Below are 17981 nucleotides of genomic sequence, written 5' to 3' on the forward strand. Positions count from 1 at the left end.
CCCGGCAGGGCACTACCGACCTTTCGGCGGATTGGGGCGCAATTCATGACAAGGACGCTCGTCGATGACCACAGGCTGCACCGGAACACGGCCGGGGCGACGGCCCCCGCGACGCCGAGCACGGCGGACGTGAGCCCGCGCGCCCGGGACTGGGCCGAGATCCAGGAACGGATGCTGGTGCCACTGTACGAAGCGGTCTACGAGCGGCTCGAAGTACGTGACGGGACCAGGCTGCTCGCCCTGGGCTGCGGCTCGGGGCTCTCGCTGCTGATGGCGGCCACGCTCGGCGCGGAGGTCACCGGCGTGGACTTCGACCGGGACCTGCTGGCACTCGCGGACGAACGGCTGCACGCGGGCGCCGTGCCCGCGCGGCGCCCTGCCGCGGCGGCGCCCGGACGACTGCTGCGGCCGGAGCGCATCGCGGACGCCTCGGAGCCCGGTCGCGCGCCGTTCGACGTCATCACCTCCTTTCCCCCGGTGGGGTCGGTGGCCGGGGACACCAGGAGTCCGGCGCCCGCGCTGCGCCGGGCGGTGCCGCTGGCCCGGCAGGGCGCGCCCGTCGTGCTGGCCGGCTGGGGGCCGCCGGAGCGGTGCGCCGCGGCCGGGGTGCTGGGGGTGGCAGGGCGGCTGACGGACCGGCTGCGCAAGGGCACGTGGCGGCCCGCCCACCGGGACGACCTGGAGGACGTGGCAGCGCGTGCCGGCCTGCGGCCCGACGGCTCCGGGAGGGTGTCCTGCCCGTTCGGCTACGCGGACCTGGCGAGCGCGGTGCGCGGCATGCTCTCGACCGGCGTGTTCGACGGAGCGGTCCGGGCCACCGACAGGCGCCAGGTGGAGAAGGAGATGGCGGAGGCGCTCCATCCGCACGTGCGCAAGGACGGCACGGTGTGGATGCCGAACGTCTTCCGGTACCTGATCGCCCGCGTGCCGTGAACCGCGGGCGCCCGATGACCGGACGCGCTTGCGGATGCTCCCCCGGCCCGGTGCCACCCGGATCACGCCGGCGGGTACCGCGTGCGGCGCGATGGCGAGTGGTCGGGCTCGCGTGCCCGTCCGAGATGTCGCGGCCGGACCAGGCTCGTGGCGGCCGGCTCCGGCGAGCATGGGGTGACCGGCCCCGGCTCGCGCCGGTCGTGGCCGGCTCCGCCCCGGCCGGTGGCGACCGGGCCCATCTCGCGGATGCCCGAAGCGGAGGCCACGGGTGGTGGCGCTGAGCCCGCAACCGCTCAGGCGGCCGCTGGAGCGGGCACCCCCCAACCACTTTCTCGGCTGCCCTGTCGCAGGTCGATCCGGTGGCCCGTGGCGGCCGGTCAGCGGTGAGCCGCCAGCCGAGCGGAGCGGCGGGCGGGACTCCACCGATGAGCACGCGAGGTCGTCGAACATTCCCTCGAAAGAGTCCTTGTCAGTATCCGGGATTCTGGTTACTGTCTCCGTGTGACCGGACTTGACGAGCGTTTCCTGACGCGCAACGGCCTCGCGGCGCGACAGCTCGCGGTTCTCCTGCTGAACCACGAGCCGGACACGCGGCTGCCCCGCGTGCGGGACTTCGCCGAGGAACTCGGCGTGGGAAACGGCACCGTCCAGGCCGCGTTGCAGCTGCTGGAACACGCCGGGGCGATAGAGACGACGGCGCGCGGCCACCTGGGCACGTTCCTCGTCCGCTCCGACCGGTCCATACTCTGGCGCCTGTCCGGGCTCGGCACTCTGCTCGCCGCCATGCCACTGCCGTACTCCCGGCGCTACGAGGGACTCGCGACGGGGCTGCGCCGCGCCTTCGAGGCGGCGGGCGCACCCTTCGCGATCACGTTCATGCGGGGCGCGGGGGCGCGGACGACGGCGCTGCTCGACGGGAAGGTCGACCTGGTGGTGCTCTCCCGCTTCGCCGCCGACCGGCTGATCGAGGAGCACGCCGTGGAACTGGTGGCGGATCTGGGGCCCGCCACCTACGTCGGGGCGCACGGACTGCTGGTGCGCCATGGACTGGACGTCGACATGTCGGGGCTCAGAGTCGCGGTCGACTACGCGTCGGAGGATCAGCGCATGCTGGCGGAGCGCGTCTTCGCCGACCGTGCCGACATCACCTGGGTCGAGGCGTCGTACATGCAGCTGGGTGAGGTCTTCCAGCACGACATGGCCGACGCCACGGTCTGGAGTCTGGACGAGGCGCCCGGTCGGCTCGGGCCCGGCGTCGATGTCCTCCCGCTCGGTGACGAGGTCACACGCGATCTCGCGCTGCGCAATTCGAGTGCGGCGATCATCGGAAGGACGGACGGAGCCAAGGCCCTCGCGGCCGTGCGTGACGCGCTGGACTTCCCGACGATCGCCCACTGTCAGAACGAGGTGCTCCAGGGCAAGCGCACGCCCTGGTACTGACGTGGAGCGGGGCCCCCCGCGCATACTCGTTGCGGAGAAGGCCCCACTGCGAGCTCAAAATACAAAATACGGGTTACTGAACATTCAGAAACGCTCAGTAACCGGTGCGGCGACCGCGACCCGTGGAAGCGCCGAAGCGACCCGAAGGAGGAGGAACGCCATGGACGACCAACTCGCCCTCCGCATCCAGCTGTTCCGCGAGAGCGGCCAGGTGCGTCCGGAGGTCGCCGCCTTCGTCACGGAGGAACTGACGGCCCTGGCCGACGGGGGCGACACCGTCACGGAGGACACGGCGGGCATGCTCACCAGCCATCTGATGATGGCCCTGACCCGCCTGCTGGACGGCGAGCCCATCGCCGCCTTCCCCACGGACGAACAGGTGACGGCCGAGCTCGACGGCCATCCGGACGCTGTGGCACGGGCCCGCGAGGTCTCCGGCCGCGCCGAACGCGCGCTGGGCGCGGCCCTGCCCGACTCGGAGATCAACTTCCTGGCCCTGCACCTGGCCGTCCTCGCCCAGCACTCCCCCGCCTGACCCGCTCCCGCGGTCCCCCGCCCCACCCGAGCAGCCGACCCAGCAGCTCGCGCGAGAAGAGAAGGAACCAGTCATGACGAAGATCCTCACCGGCGGCGTCGGCAAGACCGAGGTCGCGAAGACCGTCTCCGACCTCGGCATCGAAGGCGTCACCGTCACGGTCTCCAACGACATGGACGCGGCGATGAAGCTGCGCGCCCGTCAGGCCGACTACTACCTGGGCACCTGCCACACCGGCGCGGGCGCCTCCCTCGGCGTGCTGCTCGGCCTCGTCGGAGCGGCCAAGTGCCACACGTTCGGCCGCTCCGTGCCGACCGAGGAGAAGATCACCGCGCTGCTCGCCGAAGGCAAGACCGTCTTCGGCTTCGCGATCGACCAGATCGACGTCATCGCCCCCCTCATGGCACGCGCCATCGCGGCGCGGGGCTGACCGCCGGAAACCCGACAGGGCACGAAGGAGTGACCCCGTGAGCACAGTGCTCGCAGCGAGCGCCCAGCTGGACTTCTCGCTGACCCAGAAACTGACCGTCATCGTGCTGGCCGCGCTCACCGCGCTCATCTCGCACATGGCACTGGCCGTCTTCAACGACGGCACCCGCCCCTTCATGCTGGAGTTCATCCAGGGGCGCGCCACGCGCGCGGCGACCGCGGCGGTCGCGTTCGGGCTCTCGGCCGGCTTCATCTTCGGCCTGGGCGCACCGATGGCGCTGTCGTCCGGGGTGCTCAATCCGTGGTTGCTGTTCCTGCCCACCGACATCCTCGGCATCCTCGCCATCCGCAAGTGGATGGCGGTGCTGCTCGGCGGTGGCTGGGGCGCGATCGTGGTCTTCGGCCTCAACGGCGCCAACAACGTGGCGCACAAACTGCCCGTGGACTTCCTGACGGCCATGCAGCAGATGTCCACGCCCATCCTGTTCCTGTTCACGCTGTTCCCGGTGATCGCGGTGGCCAAGCAGTTCGGCCGGGCGCGGGGCGGCATCACGGCCGTCGTGGAACTGGCCTTCGTGATCATGACGATGAAGCTCTGGCCGAGCGTCTTCGCGGGTTCCCTCGCGATGGCCGCCGGTGTGCTGATGCTCATCGGGTTCGCCGTGCGCAAGGACCTCCTCCAGCGCAAGGCCGACCGCGCGGAGGCGGCCGAGGCGGCCGAGGCGGCAGCGGCAGCCGCGCCGGAGCCCCCCGTGGGCGGCATCGGCGGGAGCGGGGGCGGGAGCGGCGGCGCCGTCCTGACCCGCACCGACGGCGGGGGCGCCGTGGCCACCAGCACGGCCACGGAGGAGGAAGCGGATCTCGAAGACCCGATGGCCTCCCTGTTCAGCGCGAGCGCGACCAGGCTCCGCAGGCACCTGCCGCTGTTCATGCTGCTGGGCGCCGGCGTCTGCATGATCGCGCAGATGCACATATTCGGCGGTGGCGAGGCGACGAGCTTCCTGATCGCCAAGGGGCACGTCGGCGAGGCGGCGCAGGTCGACTTCTACCGCGTCTTCGGCTTCATCCCGCTGATCGCGACCACCGCGCTGGCCTCCGGCACGTACGGCATCGCGGGCCTGACGCTCGTGTACCCGATCGGGTACCTGATGCCGAACCCGATCCTGGCGGCCGTCGCCGGCGCCTTGGTCCTCGCCCTGGAGATCCTCGGCCTGTCGTCCATCGGCAAGGTCCTCGGCAGGCTCCCGAGCGTCCGGGACTCCTCGGAGCACCTGCGCAGCGCCATCACGGACACCCTGCAACTGGCCATCCTGTTCGGCTCGCTGCTCGCGGCGAACGTGATGGGCGGCGGGCTCGGCATCCTCGTCGTCGGCGGGCTCTACCTCATCAACGAGGCGATGGGCCGGCCCGTGGTGCGGATGGCGGCGGCCCCCGCGGCGGTGATCGTCGGCGGGATCCTCCTCAACGTCCTGTACTGGCTCGACCTGTTCACCCCTGTGAAGGGCTGAGGGCCGCTCCCCGGCCCGGAAAGGCACCCGCACCATGCAACACCACCTGCGTACCGTCACCGGGCCGCTGTCCGTGTCGGAGGTACGGGGCCCGGTGCTCGCCCACGAGCACCTGGTCCTGGACCTCGACCGCGCGGGCGACGGGGCGGCCGTCCTCGACCCGGAGGCGCACGCGCCCGCCGTGGCCGGGGAACTCTCCGCCCTGCGCGACGAGTTCGGCCTCTCCGCCGTCGTCGAGCTGACGTGCCGCGGCATGGGACGCGATGCACGCGCCCTGGCCCGGCTGTCGGCCGGGACCGATGTCGCGGTCGTCGCGGCCACCGGCTGGTACTACGAGCCGTTCCACCCCGCCGAAGTCGGCGACAGCGACACCGGCCGCCTCACGGAGACCCTCCTTGAGGAGATCGAGGCGGGCATCGGCACGACGGGCGTCCGGCCCGGCGTCATCGGTGAGATCGGCAGCCATGGGGACCTGCCGAGCCCGGCGGAGACACGGGTGCTGATCGCGTCCGCCCGCGCCGCGTGCGCGGGCGGGCTGTCACTGGCGACCCACGCCCAGCTGGGCCGGGGCGGCCTCGCCCAGCTGGACATCCTCACCGGGGCGGGCCTGGCGCCGCACCGGATCTCCGTCGGTCACCAGGACCTGCTGGACGATCCGGCGGTCCATCGCGCGCTGGCCGCCGAGGGCGCGTACGTCGCCTTCGACACCGTCGGGAAGGCGAGCTACCAGAGCGACGGGACGCGGCTGCGGCTGCTGCTCGACCTGCTCGACGCGGGCCACGCGGACCGGGCGCTGCTGAGCTGCGACATCTCCCGCCACGGCTACCTGGCGGCCGAGGGCGGACAGGGCTACGGACACCTGTTCCGGTCCTTCCTGCCCAAGGCGCGCGCGGCGGGTGTCGACGACGACCTCGTGGACCTCATCACGCGCCGCAATCCCCTGCGCTTCCTCACCGGCGCAGATGTCGAGGAGATCTGACATGCCGCACGGCACACCCCCCACACCCCCCACCTCCACCGCATCCACCGCCGGCACGGCCGGCGCGCGGCCGTCCGGGGCCACGCTCCCCGAGACCCATCCCCTGCCCACCGTGCCGCTGGAGGACGCCGTCCGCGCGCAGTACCGGCTGCTGGAGTGCACGGCGGCACACTTCGAGGGCCCGCAGCTGTTCGCCGCGGACACCGGCGTCGTACCGGGCCTCGGCAGGCCCCGTACGACCGCCGGGGTGGAAGCGGTCCTCGCCGACTTCCTGGGCGCCGAGGACGCCGCGCTCGTCCAGGGCGCCGGCACCGGTGCCATCCGGGCCGCGCTCCAGGCCGGCGTCTCCGCGGGCGAACCGCTGCTCATCCACCGGGCGCCCGTGTACCGCACGACCGCCGTCACACTGCGCGGCCTCGGCGTGGAAAGCGTCGAGGTCGACTTCAACGACACCGCCGCCCTCGAATCGGCTCTCGGCACCGGCCGGTTCCGGTGGGCCTACGTACAGCACAGCAGGCAGCGCCTCACCGACGCCTACGATCCCGCGGTCGTGCTGGCCGCCTGCGCCGCCGCCGGGGTGCGCACGGTCGTGGACGACAACTACGCGGTGCTGCGCGTCCCGGCCTCGGGAGTCGAACTGGGCGCCGACGCCTCCTGCTTCTCCCTGTTCAAGCTGCACGGTCCGGAGGGTGTGGGTGCCGTCGTGGGCTCCCGCGACCTGGTCGAGCGGGTCCGCGCGGACAACTACTCGGGTGGCGGCCAGGTCCAGGGTCACCAGGCGCTCGACGCGCTGCGCGCGCTGACCCACGTGCCCGTCATGTGGGCGCTGCAGTCGCGGGTGGGCGCCGAGATCGCCGAACGGCTGGCCGCCGGGGAGGTCCCGGGCGTCGCCGACGTACGCCTGGCGAACGTCCAGGACCGCTGCCTGATCGTCCTGCTCGACGAGCCCGTGGCGCGGGAACTCCCCGCCGTCGCCGCCCGGTACGGCGCGGCTCCCTACCCGGTGGGATCCAACTCCCGTTACGAGATCGCGCCGCTCTTCTACCGCATGTCCGGCTCGTCCCTCGACGACGCACCCGAACTCGCCGACCGGGCCGTACGGATCAACCCGATGAGGGCCGGCGCGGACCTCGTGATCGAGATCCTGCGCCGCTCCCTGCACGACCTGAAGGGCTGACCGTGTTCCTCGACACCGTCCTCACCCGTAATCCCTCCCTCGTCGACACCGCCGCGGCGCTCCACCGCTCGGGCGTCATTCCGCCCGACACGTATGTACTGGACGCCGACGCCGTCGAGGCGAACGCCGCGCTGCTCGCCACCGAGGCCGAGCGCCTCGGGCTCACGCTCTGGTTCGTCGTCAAGCAACTGGGCCGCAACCCCGAGTTGATCCGTGCGATCTCCCGGCACATCCCGGACTTCGCCGCGATCGATCCCATCGAGGCCCGGCTGCTGCACGCCACGGGCGCCCGCGCCGGCAACCTCGGCCACCTGGTGCAGATCCCGCCGCGCGACCTGCCGGAGATGCTCGCCTGGCGCCCCGAGGCCGTCACGGTCTTCGACCTCGCCAACGCCCGCGCCGTCTCGGCCGCCGCGACGGAGCTCGGCCTGGTGCAGGACGTCCTCGTACGGCTCGAAGGCGCGCCCGGTTCCGTCTATCCCGGTCAGGAGGGCGGGGTGCCCCTGGAGCAGCTCGACGAGTTCGCCGCGCGGGCCGAGCGGCTTCCCGGCATCCGGATCGCGGGGATCACCGCGTTCCCGTGTGTGCTGTGCGACCCGGTCAGCGGCCTGCCCGCCCCGACCCCCACGTTCGAACTGGCCCTCAAGGCCAAGGACCTGCTCGCCTCACGGGGCCATGGGGACATGAAGCTGAGCGCACCGAGCGCCACCTCCATGGCGTCGCTGCCGCTCCTCGCCGAACTGGGTGCCACGCACGGCGAACCCGGCCACTCCCTGACCGGCACCACCCCGCTGCACGCCGTCGATCCGCACCAGCCGGAACAGCCGGCGTACGTGTACGTCACCGAGGTGGCGCACACCCTCGCGGACGGGCGCCCCGCCCTGCACGGTGGCGGGTTCTACGCGCGCGCCGGGATCCGCGAGGCGCTGCTGCCCACGAGCGGCGTCCGGCTGGCGGTGCATCCCTCACCTGCCGAGAACATCGACTACTACCGGCTGCTCGACGCGCCCGGGCGGGCCGACGACGCACGCGTCGGCGACACCGCCGTACTCGCCTTCCGCACCCAGATCTTCGTCACCCGCTCGACGGTCGCCGTCGTCTCCGGCCTGTCCACCGGCTCGCCCCGGCTCAGCGGCCTGTACGACGCACTCGGCCGGGCGCTGTAGCCGGGAAGGAGCACACACCATGAGCAGGACCGTCATCGTCGTCCTCGACGGATTCGGCGTCGGCGCCATGCCCGACGCCGGCGCCCTGCGGCCCGGCGACATCACCGCCGACACCTGCGGGCACGTCCTGGACGGGTGCCACGAGCTGATGGGGCGCCCGCTGCGGCTGCCCGGCCTCGGGGCACTCGGTCTGGGCGTCGTCCATCCGCACCGGGACATGGCGCCCGCGACGCCGCTGCCGGTATCGGTGGGCAGGGCGGCCCTCGGGTATCCGGGCGCGGACACGTTCGCGGGCCATCAGACCATGATGGGCGCGGACTTCAGCCGCGTCACGGTGGCCCGGCTCGGTGACCACCTGCCCGAGGTGACAGGCGCCCTGAAGGCGGCAGGGCACACGGTGTCGCTGCTCGGCGGCAGGCCGCTGCTGATCGTCGACGACGCCGTACTGGTCCACGACAACCTGGAGGCCGACCCCGGCATCAACTGGAACGCGTCGGCCCGCCTGGAGGACCTGCCCTTCGAGGGTGTCCTCGCGATCGCCCGTACGGTACGCACGGTCGCGCCGGTCGCCCGCGTGATCGCGGTCGGTGGGCACGCGGACGGCCCGCTGGCCGGGTTCGTACGTGACGGCGACGGCGGCACGATCGGTCTGGACACACCTGCCACCGGCTTCTACCGCAACGGCGGCCTGGAAGTGCGGCATCTGGGCGCGGACATCGACCACACCCGGCAGTTGCCGGACCTCGCGGCGCGCTCCGGCGTCCCCGTGACCCTGATCGGCAAGGCCGCCGACGTCCTCGCCTGCGAGGCGGCGGAGCGGCGCCCCGCCGTCGCGACGGCCGAGGTCGTCGCCCACACCCTGGACGCCGTGCGGGGCGCGGGCGCGGATGCCCTCGTGGTGGCCAATGTCCAGGAGACGGACCTCGCGGGGCACCAGCAGGACACCGAGCGGTACGGGCGGGTGCTGGAGGAGGCGGACGCCGGCCTGTTCGAGCTGATCGGTCTGCTGGACACCCCGGGCGACCTGCTGATCGTCACCGGCGACCATGGCAACGACCCCACCATCGGGCACGCGTACCACACCCGGGAGTTCGTTCCCGTGCTGATCCATCGGCCCGGGGCGGGCGGCACGGAGATACGGCCGGACGCCCCGACCCTCGCCGACGTCGGCGCCATCGCCGCGGCTTCCCTCGGCCTGGACACCCGGACACTGGCGAACGGCTCGGCCACCCGCTGACGCGGTGCGGTGCGGGGCGTGCCCGGGGCCCGGCCCCGCGCCGCCCAGCTCTGCGGCCTGCCCTACGGCGCCTCGGCGCCTCTCCCGGGAGTCCCGTCGGCGAAGGAGGCCGGAACCCCTGGACGCACGAACGGGGGGCACCTGCCGGACGGTGTGCGTCCGGCAGGTGCCCCCCGCTGTGGATCCCGAACCGGTCAGCCCATGAACTTCTTGAACTCATCGGGCAGTTCGAACGGCTTGCTCGGCTCCGGCTCCTGCGTCGCCGTCCCGTCGAGGGCCGCCTGCTCCCTGCGGGCGAGCGCGGCTTGCTCGTCGGCCTTGCGCTTCATCGGGTTGCCCGAACGCTGCTTGCCCTTGGCCGACTTCTGCTTCTTCTTCTGCCTGCCGGGGCCGCCGCCCATGCCCGGCATGCCGGGCATCCCCGGCATGCCGCCGCCCTGCGCCATCCGCGACATCATCTTCCGGGCTTCGAAGAACCGCTCCACCAGGTTCTTCACCGCGCCGACCTCGACACCGGAACCACGGGCGATACGGGCGCGGCGCGAACCGTTGATGATCGTGGGCTCGGCGCGCTCGCCCGGCGTCATCGACTTGATGATCGCGGCCGTGCGGTCGACGTCCCGCTCGTCGAGGTTGTTGATCTGCTCCTTCATCTGCCCCATGCCCGGCAGCATCCCGAGCAGCTTGGACAGCGAGCCCATCTTCCTGACCTGCTCCATCTGGGACAGGAAGTCGTCGAGCGTGAACTCCTTCGGGCCCTTCGCCAGTTTCGCGGCCATCTTCTCGGCCTCGTCCTGGCTGAAGGTCTGTTCGGCCTTCTCGATGAGGCTGAGCAGGTCACCCATGTCGAGGATGCGGGAGGCCATGCGGTCCGGGTGGAACGCGTCGAACTCGTCCAGCTTCTCGCCGTTGGAGGCGAACATGATCTGCTTGCCGGTCACATGCGCGATGGACAGCGCGGCACCACCGCGCGCGTCACCGTCGAGCTTGGAGAGCACGACACCGTCGAAACCGACGCCGTCGCGGAACGCCTCCGCGGTGTTGACCGCGTCCTGGCCGATCATCGCGTCGACGACGTAGAGGACCTCGTCGGGCGAGACGGCGTCGCGGATGTCCGCGGCCTGCCGCATCAGCTCCTGGTCGATGCCCAGGCGGCCGGCCGTGTCCACGATCACCACGTCGTGGACCTTGTCCCGCGCGTACGTGATCGAGTCCTTGGCGACCTTGACCGGGTCGCCCACACCGTTGCCCGGCTCCGGGGCGTAGACGGCGACGCCGGCGCGGCCGGCCACGACGGACAGCTGGGTGACCGCGTTGGGCCGTTGGAGGTCGGCCGCCACGAGCAGCGGCGAGTGACCCTGCTTCTGCAGCCACAGACCGAGCTTGCCCGCCAGGGTGGTCTTGCCCGCGCCCTGGAGGCCCGCCAGCATGATCACGGTCGGTGCCTGCTTCGCGAAGCGCAGGCGCCGGGTCTCGCCGCCGAGGATGCCGACGAGTTCCTCGTTGACGATCTTGACGACCTGCTGCGCCGGGTTCAGCGCGCGGGAGACCTCCTCACCCGCGGCCCGCTCTTTGATCTGGCTGATGAAGGCCCGGACGACGGGCAGCGCCACGTCGGCTTCGAGCAGGGCGATACGGATCTCGCGTGCCGTGGCGTCGATGTCCTCCGGGCTGAGGCGCCCTTTGCCCCGGAGGCTCTTGAAGGTGGCTGCGAGGCGGTCGGAGAGAGTGTCGAACACGGTGGTCGCGAATCCTCGGCTAGGGGGCGGACGTACGGGCTGCCCTCCAGGGTATCCGGACCGGCGGACATCCCGGCCCCTGCCCGCCGCAATCCCCGCCCGGGCCCGCGACCGGCGCCCCGGACCGGCCCCGCGACCCGCCCCGCGACCGGCGCCGTGACCGGTCGCCGGCCGTTCAGGCGGATGACGCGGGACGCCCCAGGTCCTGGCAGAGTTCGCGCACCCTCCCGCTCCACTCGGTGGGCCGCAGCGTGGTGCGCTCAAGCCGTACGACGGTGCGGTGGCCGTGGGCATAGGTGAGGGACGCGTCCTCGGAGCAGACGCGGAAACCGTAGGTGAGGGAGGTGCGGCCGAGGCGTTCCACCCACGCGTGCACGCCGTAGGTGCCGGGCCTGCCGATCGGCAGGTCGAAGCCGACCAGGAGTTCCTTGGCGACGTTGTAACCGTCGTCCAGCAGTTCCCAGTCGCGGGAGAAGGCGACCTCGCGGCGCTGCCAGTACGCGACCCAGGCGCGCTCCGCGAGCACGGCGTAGTGGCTGTTGTGCAGCATGCCGAAGCCGTCGAGATCGTCGAAGTGGACGGTCTGGGGTTCGAGGAAGCCGTAGTCGGCTGTGGTCACGGACACGGGGCCCTCCGCTCGGACGACTGCGCTGCCGCCATCCAAACAGCGATGTCCTGGGCCCGCACGGCGAGCGCGGCCGCAGGCGCCCCCGGGCCGGACGTCCGGCGAGCGCACGGCCCCTCAGCGACGGGCGGGCACGCATCACACCGGCCCTCGGCAGGGGGCGACACGCATCACACCGGCACCTCGGCGGTGGGCGGGCACAGATCGCGCCCGCCCATGCGGTACGACCCGTCCACTGCCCCGGCGGGACGGGAACACCCCAGCCTTCCGCCCGTCAGTTCCCGCTCAGATCGTCCTCAGTTCCCGCTCAGCGCGTCCTCCACGCGCTTGGCGACCATCGCCGCGTCCTCGGCCGTCAGCGGGGCACCGTCCGGCCGTGTCACATAGACCGTGTCCACGGCGTTCGCGCCGAGCGTGGAGACGTGCGCGCTGCGGACCCGTACGTCCGCCGTCTCCAGGGCTCGCCCGATCCGGTGCAGCAGGCCGGGGGCGTCCTGGGCGCGCACCTCGATCACGGTGGCCTCGCGGGACGCGGCCCCCGCGACCGTCACACGCGGCGGCGGCGCCGGGGCACCGCGCCGCCGGGGGTAGGCCGCGTCACGCTCCGCGAGCCGGGCGGCGATGTCGAGCGTGCCGTCCAGGACGCGTACGAGGTCGGCGCGGAGCCTGGCCTCCTCGGGAAGCGCTCCGTAGGCGGCGGCGACGCGCCAGCTCAGCAGCAGGACGTCGGCGGTGGCGCCGGAGCCGCCCATGCCGGTCGGCAGTTCCACCGCCCGCAGATCGGCGGCGCGGACCGTGAGGCGGTGCAGGGCGAGCACGCCCGCGGCGGCGGGCAGTACACCGGGCCGGTCGGGCAGGGCGATGTGCAGTTCCACGCCGACCGGCTCGGGCGGGCGGGGCTCACCGGGGGTGCCGGACGTCTCCGCCGCTTCGGCCTCCGGCGGCCGTTCGGCGCGCAGCGCGAGGACGGGGCCGCCGGTGCGCAGCGCCTCGACGGCGAGCCGCTCCTGCTGGGCGCTGGGCGCGCCGGGACCGGGCCGTTCCACGGGTTCACCCGCGAGGGCCGCGTCGACCCGCACCACGAGATCAGCCACCAGTGCCGCCCGCCACGCCGACCAGGCCGCGGGTCCGGTGGCGAGCGCGTCGGCCTCGGTCAGCGCGTGCAGGATCTCCAGCGTGGCCCGCCCGCGTACGTGCCGGGCGACGGCCGCGACGGTGGCCGGGTCGTCCAGGTCGCGCCGGGTGGCGGTGTCGATCAGCAGCAGGTGGTGGCGGACGACCGTGGCGACGACGCGGGTGTCCTCCGCGTCGAAGCCGATGCGGGCGGCGACGTCCCGTGCGATGGTCTCGCCCACCACGGAGTGGTCGCCCGGCCAGCCCTTGCCGAGGTCGTGCAGGAGGGCGCAGACGAGCAGCAGGTCGGGGCGGGAGACGCGGCGGGTCAGCGAGGCGGCCCGTACGGCGGTCTCGACGAGGTGCCGGTCGACGGTCCAGGTGTGGACCGGGTTGCGCTGGGGCCGGCAGTGCACGCGCTCCCAGTCGGGCAGCAGGCGGCCGATGATGCCTTCCGCCTCCAGGGCCTCCCACACCGCGACGGTGGGTTCGCCCGCGCCCAGCAGCGTGACCAGTTCCTCGCGGGCCTCGGCGGGCCAGGGCACGGGCAGTGGCGGCGCGGCGGCGGCGAGGCGGCGTACGGCGTGCAGGGAGATCGGCAGCCCGGCCTGGGCCGCGGCCGCGGCGGCACGCAGCGGCAGCACGGCGTCCCGCTCGGGGCGCGCGGTACGGGCGAGGACGGCCTCGCCCTCCTGTTCCACGACGCCGTCCGCGAGGGGGACGCGCTCGGCGGCGGGTTTCTGGCCGACACCGAGCATCGTGCGCAGCCGGGGCCGCGCGGCCCGCGCGCGCAGGACGCGGTTCACCTCGCGCCAGGTGACATCGGAGGCGTACGAGATGGTGCGGGCGGCCTCGTACACCTGGCGCAGCAGGGCGTCGGCGTCGGGCAGGTGGAGCGCCTCGGCGACGGAGTCCTGTTCCTGGAGCGCGAGCCGGTCGGTGGCGCGCCCGGTGGTGAGGTGGAGGGTGTCGCGGATGTCGAGGAGCCGGGTGCGGGCCTCGGTGAGCCCCTCGCGCGGGGCGTCGGCGAGCCAGGACGCGGCGACGGCGCGCAGGGCGGTCGCGTCGCGCAGGCCGCCGCGGGACTCCTTGAGGTCGCCCTCCAGGAGAAACTGGAGCTCGCCGTGGCGCTCGCCGCGCTCCCGGCAGAGTTCGGCCAGTTCCGGCAGGCGTTTGACGGCGTTGTTGCGCCAGTCGGCGAGGACGGTGGTGCGCACCTTGGTGAGCAGGCCGGCGTCGCCCGCGACCGGGCGCGCGTCGAGCAGCCCGAGGTGGACCTTGAGGTCCTCGGCTGCCGCCTTGCGCACCTCGGCGGGCGTGCGTACGGAGTGGTCGAGGGCGACGCCGAGGTCCCACACGGGATACCAGAGGCGCTCGGCGAGCGTCGCCAGGGCGCCGGAGGGTGCGCCGTCGTGCAGGAGGAGCAGGTCGAGGTCGCTGCGCGGGGAGAGTTCCCCGCGCCCGTAGCCGCCGACGGCGACGAGGACGGCGCCGCGCACACCCGTCTCCGCGACGGCCGCGTCGAACAGGCGGTGGAGCCAGTCGTCGGTGAGGGCGGCGAGCGCCTCGCGACGCGGCCGGCCCGGCCGCGCCTCATCCTGGAGGAGGCGCAGCCGGGCCGCCGCGTAGCTGGTGTCCGCCGGGGTCGAGGCCGGATCCTCAGAGGGCATCGGGACCGCGTTCGCCGGTGCGCACCCGTACCGCGGACTCGACGGGTACGGTCCAGACCTTGCCGTCGCCGATCTTGCCCGTGCGGGCGGCCTTCACGACGATGTCCACGATCTCCTCGGCGTCGCCGTCCTCGACCAGGACCTCGATGCGGACCTTGGGGACCAGGTCGACCGTGTACTCGGCACCGCGGTAGACCTCGGTGTGGCCGCGCTGGCGACCGTATCCGCTGGCCTCGGTGACGGTGAGGCCCTGGACACCGAACGACTGCAGGGCTTCCTTGATCTCGTCCAGCCGGTACGGCTTCACGACGGCGGTGATGAGCTTCATGCGTCCACCTTCGAGTTCTTCGCCGTCCCGGCGTTGTGGTCTCCCGGCACGCTACTACGGTTCACCGCGGCTCCACCGACCGCGGTGAAGTCGTAGGCGGACTCGGCGTGCTGGGTCATGTCGAGGCCCGTGATCTCGTCCTCATCGCTGGCCCGGAACCCGATCGTCTTGTCGACGAGCTTCGCGAGCAGCCAGGAGACGACGAAGGAGTACGCCATGACCGAGAAGGCCCCGGCGGCCTGCTTGCCGAGCTGCGTGAGGCCTCCGACGCCACCGGTGGCGAGGACTCCGACGAGCAGGGTCCCGATGACACCGCCGACGAGGTGGACACCGACGACGTCGAGCGAGTCGTCGTAGCCGAGCTTGAACTTGAGGCTGACGGCCCACGAGCAGATCGCCCCGGCGACGACGCCGATGAGCAGGGCTCCCCAGGCGTTCACCGCGGCGCCGGAGGGGGTGATGGCGACGAGGCCCGCGACGGCGCCCGAGGCGGCACCGAGGGTGGTGAACGCGCCGTGCTTGATGCGTTCGTAGGCGAGCCAGCCGATCATCGCGGCAGCGGTGGCGATCTGGGTGTTGAAGGCCATGTTGGCGGCGGTCCCGTTGGCGGCGAGCGCGGATCCGGCGTTGAAGCCGAACCAGCCGAACCACAGGAGCGCGGCGCCGATGACGACGAGCGGCAGGCTGTGCGGCCGCATCGGGTCCTTCTTGAAGCCGATGCGCTTGCCGACCACGAGAACGGCCGCGAGTCCGCCGATACCGGCGTTGATATGGACCGCGGTACCACCGGCGAAGTCGATCACGCCGAGCTTGAACAGCCAGCCGCCGGACTGCCAGACCCAGTGGGCGATAGGGAAGTAGACGAGCGTCACCCACAGGGCGATGAAAAGGGTCCAGGCGCTGAACTTCACGCGGTCCGCCAGGGCGCCGCTCATCAGCGCCGGCGTCAGGACGGCGAACATCAGCTGGAAGAAGGCGAAGGCGAGCACGGGGATGCCGCCCTTGCCGGTCAGCGTCTCCGGGTTGATGCCGTTCATACCGAGGTGGTCGAAATTGCCGATGAGCCCGGCGCCGCCGAGGTCGTCACCGAAGGCGAGCGTGTATCCGTAGAAGACCCACAGCACGCTGACCACGGCCAGCGAGATGACGGACATCATCAGCATGTTGAGGGCGCTCTTCACCCGCACCATGCCGCCGTAGAAAAACGCCAGTCCTGGCGCCATCAGCATGACGAGCGCGGCACTGATCAATACGAACGCGGTATCTGCACCGTTCAAGGCCGGCGTCCCCTCCGTCGGTCGGATCGGCCCTATCCGACATTTGGTATGGGCCGACTGTGTTGAGGAGATTCGCTCAGGGCCGTTTCCGTCGTACGTGTGCGGTGTTTCCAGGCGGTGACGAAGATGAGCCACGTGTTACAGCGAAGTGAATCACCGCCGCGTACGGGTGAACGTGTCACTCGGGAGGGTGATCGGGGAGGAGAACCGGCCGCGGTGTCACCCTGCTGTCCTGTCGGCGGGGGAGCCATGTCGGGCGGTAGGGGTCAAGCACCGCGGCCGGCGTTTCAGACCGCTTCCGCGCGTTCCGGGAAGCGGGGGCCGAGCAGCTCGCCGAGCGCCACGACCTCGGGGACGTCCTCGAAGTCCCGTACGGCGATGTCGACGGTCTTGCGCAGCCGGGTGTTGACGCGCTCGGAGCGGATGGAGCGGGCGACCTCCAGCGCCGCTCTGGCGGGCGCCGCCATCTGTTCGGGCTCGCGCTTGAGGAGGTGGACGCTGGCGAGGCCGATGAGGTTCAGCGCGTACGAGCGCTGGTGGTCCTCGTCCTTCTCGAACAGCTCCACGGCGCGTTCCATGACGGGCTCGGCGAGGGAGGCGTAGGTGGGGCTGCGTCCCGCGACGTAGGCGAGGTCGCGGAACGAGTGCGCGTTCTCCGCGTGCAGCTCCGCCTCGGTGAAGAAGCGGATCCAGTCGGGATCGGGCTCGCCGTGCTCGCCGACGTCGGCGAACGAGTCCTCCGCCATCCGTACGGCCCGCTTGCACTTGCTCGGCTGGCCCATGCCGGCGTAGGCGCGCGCCTCCATCGCGTGCAGCATGGCCTGGGTGCGGGCGGTGGCGCAGTCGCGGCTGCCGTACTGGGCGAGGTGGACGAGTTCGAGGGCGTCGTCCGGGCGGCCGAGGTGGATCATCTGCCGGCTCATCGAGGACAGGATGTACGAGCCGAGCGCGCGGTCACCGGCTTCCTTGGCGGCGTGCAGCGCGAGTACGAAGTACTTCTGCGCGTTGGGCTGGAGGCCGACGTCGTAGCTCATCCAGCCGGCCAGCTCGGCCAGTTCGGCGGCGCAGGTGAACAGGCGTCGCGAGGCCGCCTGGGGCAGCGACTCCTGGAGCAGGTCGGTGACCTCGTGCAACTGCCCGACGACGGCCTTGCGGCGCAGCCCGCCGCCGCACTGCGCGTCCCACAGGCGGAACATGGCGGTGGTCGACTCCAGCAGTTCGAGCTCGGGGTCCGACAGGCGCGGGGTGCGCCGCGCAGCGGGCTGCTCCTCGACGGGCGCGGGTGCCTCGCCGCCTCCCGGCGTCGGTACGAGCCATCGCTGCATGGGCTCGACGAGCGCGGGCCCCGCGGACAGCGCGAGGGACGAGCCGAGGAACCCCCGGCGCCCGAGCATCAGGTCGCTGCGCGAGAACTCGCTGAGCAGGGCGACGGTCTGCGGGCCGGCCCAGGGCAGGTCGACCCCGGCCGCCGAGGGCGACTGGTGCGCGCTGCGCAGCCCGAGGTCTTCCACGGCGACGACGGACCCGAACCGCTCGGAGAACAGCTCGGACATGATCCGCGGGATGGGCTCGCGTGGCTGCTCGCCGTCGAGCCACCGCCGCACGCGGGAGGTGTCGGTGCTGACGTGGTGGGCGCCCATCTGGCGCGCCCTGCGGTTGACCTGCCGGGCGAGTTCGCCCTTCGACCAGCCGCTGCGCGCGAACCAGGAACCGAGCAGTTCGTTCGGGCGCTTGCCCGTGCTCGCCTCGTCCGCTCCACTGCCGCTCACCCGGAACGCCCCCATCCGCTCGATCCTTCGCACGAGCCGCTGCAAGGATGCCGTGC

Annotated in this window: 15 protein-coding genes; 9 read left to right on the forward strand and 6 right to left on the reverse strand. The window is 72.4% G+C overall.

The window, feature by feature from the left end:
- Window positions 1-45: 45 nt before the first annotated feature.
- From OG310_RS09335 to OG310_RS09375, 9 genes are all read left to right on the forward strand, one after another.
- Window positions 46-933 (forward strand): methyltransferase domain-containing protein, encoded by an 888-nt coding sequence (locus OG310_RS09335; protein ID WP_443078592.1) that lies wholly within the window; start codon window positions 46-48, stop codon window positions 931-933.
- A gap of 501 nt (window positions 934-1434) precedes the next feature.
- On the forward strand, window positions 1435-2373 hold the full coding sequence (gene yhfZ, locus OG310_RS09340; protein ID WP_329455417.1) for a GntR family transcriptional regulator YhfZ: 939 nt from the start codon (window positions 1435-1437) through the stop codon (window positions 2371-2373).
- Between the two features lie 160 nt (window positions 2374-2533).
- Entirely contained in the window at window positions 2534-2908 is a 375-nt protein-coding gene (locus OG310_RS09345) for a PRD domain-containing protein (protein ID WP_329455418.1), read from the forward strand.
- 73 nt (window positions 2909-2981) lie between these two features.
- Entirely contained in the window at window positions 2982-3338 is a 357-nt protein-coding gene (locus tag OG310_RS09350) for a DUF2620 domain-containing protein (RefSeq protein WP_329455419.1), read from the forward strand.
- 37 nt (window positions 3339-3375) lie between these two features.
- Window positions 3376-4845 carry a YhfT family protein gene (locus OG310_RS09355; RefSeq protein WP_329455420.1) on the forward strand — a complete coding sequence of 490 codons (1470 nt, stop codon included), beginning with the start codon at window positions 3376-3378 and terminating at the stop codon, window positions 4843-4845.
- Window positions 4846-4879: 34 nt separating this feature from the next.
- Window positions 4880-5824: a phosphotriesterase family protein gene (locus tag OG310_RS09360; RefSeq protein ID WP_329455421.1), complete on the forward strand. Its 945-nt coding sequence runs from the start codon at window positions 4880-4882 to the stop codon at window positions 5822-5824.
- 1 nt (window position 5825) lies between these two features.
- Window positions 5826-7001, forward strand: a complete 1176-nt coding sequence (locus tag OG310_RS09365; RefSeq protein ID WP_329455422.1) for an aminotransferase class V-fold PLP-dependent enzyme — start codon at window positions 5826-5828, stop codon at window positions 6999-7001.
- Between the two features lie 2 nt (window positions 7002-7003).
- Window positions 7004-8167 (forward strand): alanine racemase, encoded by a 1164-nt coding sequence (locus OG310_RS09370; protein ID WP_329455423.1) that lies wholly within the window; start codon window positions 7004-7006, stop codon window positions 8165-8167.
- A gap of 19 nt (window positions 8168-8186) precedes the next feature.
- A complete protein-coding gene (locus OG310_RS09375) occupies window positions 8187-9404 on the forward strand; it encodes a phosphopentomutase (protein ID WP_329455424.1) in 1218 nt (405 codons plus the stop codon).
- Window positions 9405-9598: 194 nt separating this feature from the next.
- Here the strand turns inward: OG310_RS09375 and ffh are convergent, their stop codons facing one another.
- The 6 genes from ffh to nsdA all read right to left on the reverse strand — a co-directional run bounded on the left by ffh (window position 9599) and on the right by nsdA (window position 17925).
- Window positions 9599-11143, reverse strand: coding sequence for a signal recognition particle protein (gene ffh, locus OG310_RS09380; RefSeq protein WP_329455425.1), 1545 nt, complete (start codon window positions 11141-11143; stop codon window positions 9599-9601).
- Window positions 11144-11318: 175 nt separating this feature from the next.
- Window positions 11319-11768 carry an acyl-CoA thioesterase gene (locus OG310_RS09385; RefSeq protein WP_329455426.1) on the reverse strand — a complete coding sequence of 150 codons (450 nt, stop codon included), beginning with the start codon at window positions 11766-11768 and terminating at the stop codon, window positions 11319-11321.
- Between the two features lie 296 nt (window positions 11769-12064).
- Window positions 12065-14551 carry a [protein-PII] uridylyltransferase gene (locus OG310_RS09390; RefSeq protein ID WP_329455427.1) on the reverse strand — a complete coding sequence of 829 codons (2487 nt, stop codon included), beginning with the start codon at window positions 14549-14551 and terminating at the stop codon, window positions 12065-12067.
- Complete coding sequence (locus OG310_RS09395) at window positions 14541-14879, reverse strand: P-II family nitrogen regulator (protein WP_329455428.1); 339 nt, start codon at window positions 14877-14879, stop codon at window positions 14541-14543. Before OG310_RS09395 ends, OG310_RS09390 begins: the two co-directional genes overlap by 11 nt.
- Window positions 14876-16156 carry an ammonium transporter gene (locus OG310_RS09400; RefSeq protein ID WP_329455429.1) on the reverse strand — a complete coding sequence of 427 codons (1281 nt, stop codon included), beginning with the start codon at window positions 16154-16156 and terminating at the stop codon, window positions 14876-14878. Before OG310_RS09400 ends, OG310_RS09395 begins: the two co-directional genes overlap by 4 nt.
- Before the next feature lie 287 nt (window positions 16157-16443).
- Window positions 16444-17925 (reverse strand): transcriptional repressor NsdA, encoded by a 1482-nt coding sequence (nsdA, locus tag OG310_RS09405; protein ID WP_329460093.1) that lies wholly within the window; start codon window positions 17923-17925, stop codon window positions 16444-16446.
- Window positions 17926-17981 lie beyond the last annotated feature (56 nt).

This window comes from Streptomyces sp. NBC_01497 (assembly GCF_036250695.1).
In the GTDB taxonomy this organism is placed as follows: domain Bacteria; phylum Actinomycetota; class Actinomycetes; order Streptomycetales; family Streptomycetaceae; genus Streptomyces.

Excerpts from the sequence above, each read along its gene's own strand:
- OG310_RS09335 (WP_443078592.1), top strand. The coding sequence starts at position 46 with ATGACAAGGACGCTCGTCGATGACCACAGGCTGCACCGGAACACGGCC.
- OG310_RS09345 (WP_329455418.1), top strand. The coding sequence starts at position 2,534 with ATGGACGACCAACTCGCCCTCCGCATCCAGCTGTTCCGCGAGAGCGGC.
- OG310_RS09350 (WP_329455419.1), top strand. The coding sequence starts at position 2,982 with ATGACGAAGATCCTCACCGGCGGCGTCGGCAAGACCGAGGTCGCGAAG.
- OG310_RS09360 (WP_329455421.1), top strand. The coding sequence starts at position 4,880 with ATGCAACACCACCTGCGTACCGTCACCGGGCCGCTGTCCGTGTCGGAG.
- OG310_RS09365 (WP_329455422.1), top strand. The coding sequence starts at position 5,826 with ATGCCGCACGGCACACCCCCCACACCCCCCACCTCCACCGCATCCACC.
- OG310_RS09375 (WP_329455424.1), top strand. The coding sequence starts at position 8,187 with ATGAGCAGGACCGTCATCGTCGTCCTCGACGGATTCGGCGTCGGCGCC.
- OG310_RS09390 (WP_329455427.1), bottom strand. The coding sequence starts at position 14,551 with ATGCCCTCTGAGGATCCGGCCTCGACCCCGGCGGACACCAGCTACGCG.
- OG310_RS09395 (WP_329455428.1), bottom strand. The coding sequence starts at position 14,879 with ATGAAGCTCATCACCGCCGTCGTGAAGCCGTACCGGCTGGACGAGATC.